Origin of the sequence: Lentilactobacillus hilgardii DSM 20176 = ATCC 8290 (assembly GCF_000159315.1) — a bacterium.
Classification (GTDB): domain Bacteria; phylum Bacillota; class Bacilli; order Lactobacillales; family Lactobacillaceae; genus Lentilactobacillus; species Lentilactobacillus hilgardii.
Window position 1 is genome coordinate 898,099 of record NZ_GG669992.1, and the last position, 3,025, is coordinate 901,123.

2 protein-coding genes, 2 pseudogenes and 1 other annotated feature are annotated in these 3,025 nt (G+C 39.6%); all 4 genes and pseudogenes read left to right on the forward strand.

The window, feature by feature from the left end; translation table 11 throughout:
* Positions 1–413, forward strand: a pseudogene (locus tag HMPREF0519_RS03980) (peptide ABC transporter substrate-binding protein); the annotation flags it as partial.
* A 27-nt stretch (positions 414–440) separates the two neighbouring features.
* Positions 441–1,517 carry a M42 family metallopeptidase gene (locus HMPREF0519_RS03985; protein ID WP_003634842.1) on the forward strand — a complete coding sequence of 359 codons (1,077 nt, stop codon included), beginning with the start codon at positions 441–443 and terminating at the stop codon, positions 1,515–1,517.
* 10 nt (positions 1,518–1,527) lie between these two features.
* Positions 1,528–2,250 (forward strand): gamma-glutamyl-gamma-aminobutyrate hydrolase family protein, encoded by a 723-nt coding sequence (locus HMPREF0519_RS03990; RefSeq protein ID WP_003634843.1) that lies wholly within the window; start codon positions 1,528–1,530, stop codon positions 2,248–2,250.
* 155 nt (positions 2,251–2,405) lie between these two features.
* Positions 2,406–2,659 (forward strand) — a binding site (T-box leader).
* 65 nt (positions 2,660–2,724) lie between these two features.
* Positions 2,725–3,025, forward strand: a pseudogene (locus HMPREF0519_RS13850) (prolyl aminopeptidase); the annotation flags it as partial.

The following is a 3,025-nucleotide window of genomic DNA, read 5'->3' on the forward strand; positions in this document are numbered from 1 at the left end:
AAAAAAATTTACCGGGCCTAAAGGTTAGCGTTCAGAGTATTCCGTTTCCAAGTATGTTAGCCAGAGCCGCTGCCGGGAAGTTCGATATTAACTTTACCGGATGGTCTGCCGATTTTGCCGACCCAATTTCATTTTTAGCTCAACTGACTTCTAACAATCCGGAAAATAATGGTAAGTGGGATAATGCCAAATTTGATCAAGATATTGATGACTCTAATAATAAAAATGCCAATAATGTCAAAAAACGTTGGAACGATTTAATCAATGCGGAAAAACAATTGGCTTCGGATCAAGGCATAACACCACTTTATCAAGCTAATGGCGTGGATTTGGTAAATCCCAAGTTGAAAAATGTTACTTATGATCGAATCAATGGTCATTATGATTATCGAACAGCTTATCTGGAAAAATAACCAATCAAATATCGGAGGAATGGGTAATTGAAAAAAAGTGAAAAAATCGAATTGATTGAGAAGCTTTCAAATGCTAACGGACCAAGCGGATTTGAAGATGAAGTGGCCGATCTGGTGGTAAACTACAGTAAAGCATTCAGTAAAGTCCATGCTGATCAAATGAATAACTGTTACCTTGAACAGCCCAATAATAGTGCCAAAAAGGTCAAAACCTTGATGATTGATTCTCATGTGGATGCGGTAGGATTGATTGTTCAGGCAATTCGTCCAAACGGGATGATTAAATTTGTTGAATTGGGTCACTGGGTGCCGGCAAACCTAACTGCTGAAAAAATGAAAATTCGAAATCTTGATGGTGAATGGATAACCGGTCTTGTCGCAACAAAGCCACCGCATTTTATGACTGAAGCCGAAAAGAAACAGCCAATTACTATTGATCATTTAAGCATCGATGTTGGGACAACTTCGGCCGAAGAAACCGAAAAACTGTTAAAGATTAGTACCGGCTGCCCGATCGTTCCCGATACCGAATGGCAATATTTAGAGAAACAGGATGTCATGCTTGGAAAGGCATTTGACAATCGGATTGGAACTGCCGCGTTAATTACCGCTATGGCAGAACTGGCAGATGACAACTTTGATTTTAACCTGGTTGGTGCTGCTGCGGCTCAAGAAGAAGTTGGTTGCCGGGGTGCTAAAGTAACGGTTCGAAAGGTTAAGCCAAGCATTGCGATTTGCTTAGAGGGATGTCCGGCGGATGATACGTTTACACCGGATTGGTTGATCCAAACCGGCATGCATCGCGGGCCGATGCTACGAGATATGGATACGTCATTTATTGCCAATCCACATTTTCAAGCATTTGCTGTAAAGGAAGCTCAAAAGTACAATATTCCATATACCCGGGCCGTTCGTACGGGTGGTGGAATTGATGGTTCCGAATTTGTTGTTTATGAGGGGGTTCCAACCATCTGTATCGGGATTCCCGTGCGTTACGAACACACAAACTATGGCATGGTCGCATTTGATGATTTTAACAATACTGTTGAACTATTGGAACACATTATCCGTGATTTGGATTCAAAAATAATTTCTGAGTTGTGAGGTCAGACTAGTGAAAAATAACTTAATAATTGGTATTCCGGCAGAGAGTAGGATGATTAAGGGGATTTATAGAAACAATGTAAATTCTCCTGAGGTTTCAGCAGTCGTAGATTACGGTGGGATACCACTATTGATTCCAACCAGGAATCCCGATTTAATGGATAATTATTTATCAATTATCGACGGTTTATTGATTCCCGGTGGAGCTGATGTTGCACCGCGGTTTTACGGAGAAGAACCAATTCCTGAACTTGGGGATACAGATGCGCTAATTGATGAAAGTGAAATTAATTTGGTTCGTGGTGCAGTAAATAGTAAAATCCCAATGTTTGGTATCTGTAGAGGGATTCAAGTCATTAATATTGCGCTTGGAGGCAATATTTATCAGGACTTGGCTGCCCAGAGTCCTACCCCGGTGCTGCAACATTATCAAAGGGCAGTTTTAGATCAGGGAACTCACCATGTTACGGTTGACAGTGATTCCAAATTAGCCACAATTCTTGAAACAACTAAGATTCTGGTAAATAGTCACCATCATGAAGCCGTCAAGGGAATTGCTGAATCACTAAAAGTAACGGCGACTTCTTCCGACGGGGTTATTGAGGGCATTGAAAGTGTTGATGATGATTTGGTCATGGCTGTTCAATGGCATCCGGAAACAATGTATAAGTCGGATGCCAAGATGGCTGGACTGTTCAAAGACTTTATGGATCGGGTTCGAAAATATCAGTAATTATCCGAATTAATTAGTGATATCAATTTGACTTTATATTAAAACCTATCTTGGGAAAATGAGTGTCACTTAGCTCCTTTTTCTGTGAATCCTTTCTTGACATCTTTATGATACAGGTATAAATTAGAATACATTAAATATTGATGAATAAATGATAAAACACTTTGAAAGGAAAAGTAGATTTGTCTATTTCTTAAAGAGAGCTTTCGGCTGGTGTGAGGAAGCAGAAGTAGTGAATTGAAAATCATCCTTGAGTGGCAGGGACAATTCATTTAGTCCCTGATGGTAGCCAACCATTATGATGGACGTGTATCGAAAGAAATGGGTCATAACATTTTTTTCCGTACATTGAGGTTTAATCGATTTGGATTAGACAACTAATAGGTGGTACCGTGGAGACTCCCTATGTGAGTGATTTAACTTACGTAGGGCGTCTTTTTTGTTTATCAGTAATTAAAAAAGAGGAGTGGTTGTATGCAGCAGGGCAGTAAAATTTTAACGTTAAATAATGTTTTTCATTTGTTTACCAGGACCGTTGGGGAAGGGAATGTAAAACTATTATGTGTTCATGGTGGTCCGGGAAGTAATCATGAAGAATTTGAAAATTTTGGTGAAGAACTCGCTAAATATCATGTTCAGGTTTCTATGTATGATCAGTTGGGATCATTTTATTCGGATCAACCGGATTTTACCGATCCGGCTAATCAAAAATATTTAACGTTGGATTATTACTTAAGCGAATTGGAAGAAGTTCGCCAAAAACTTGGGTTGGATC